The sequence below is a fragment of the Escherichia sp. MOD1-EC6475 genome (assembly GCF_003046645.1).
In the GTDB taxonomy this organism is placed as follows: Bacteria; Pseudomonadota; Gammaproteobacteria; order Enterobacterales; family Enterobacteriaceae; genus Escherichia; species Escherichia ruysiae.
On sequence record NZ_PZKQ01000127.1, the window covers coordinates 1 to 210 of the forward strand.

At 35.2% G+C, this 210-nt stretch carries 1 pseudogene; it reads right to left on the bottom strand.

What is annotated here, in order from left to right:
* Nucleotides 1–210 (bottom strand): annotated as a pseudogene (locus A7589_RS22685) (helix-turn-helix transcriptional regulator); the annotation flags it as partial.

The following is a 210-nucleotide window of genomic DNA, read 5'->3' on the forward strand; positions in this document are numbered from 1 at the left end:
CTGGATATGGATTATAACCAGAAACCATATACCCCATTATGGTGAATTCCATCTGAGTTAATGTGTTACCTCTGGTAAATGATAAATAACGACCAATAAATAGTTGTCTGATCTTTTCATTGGCAACATCAAGACCATCATCATTATATATGACAGCAGATATTGCTGAGTTGTGTTTTCGCCAGTAATTAGCTAACGATTGCATATTGC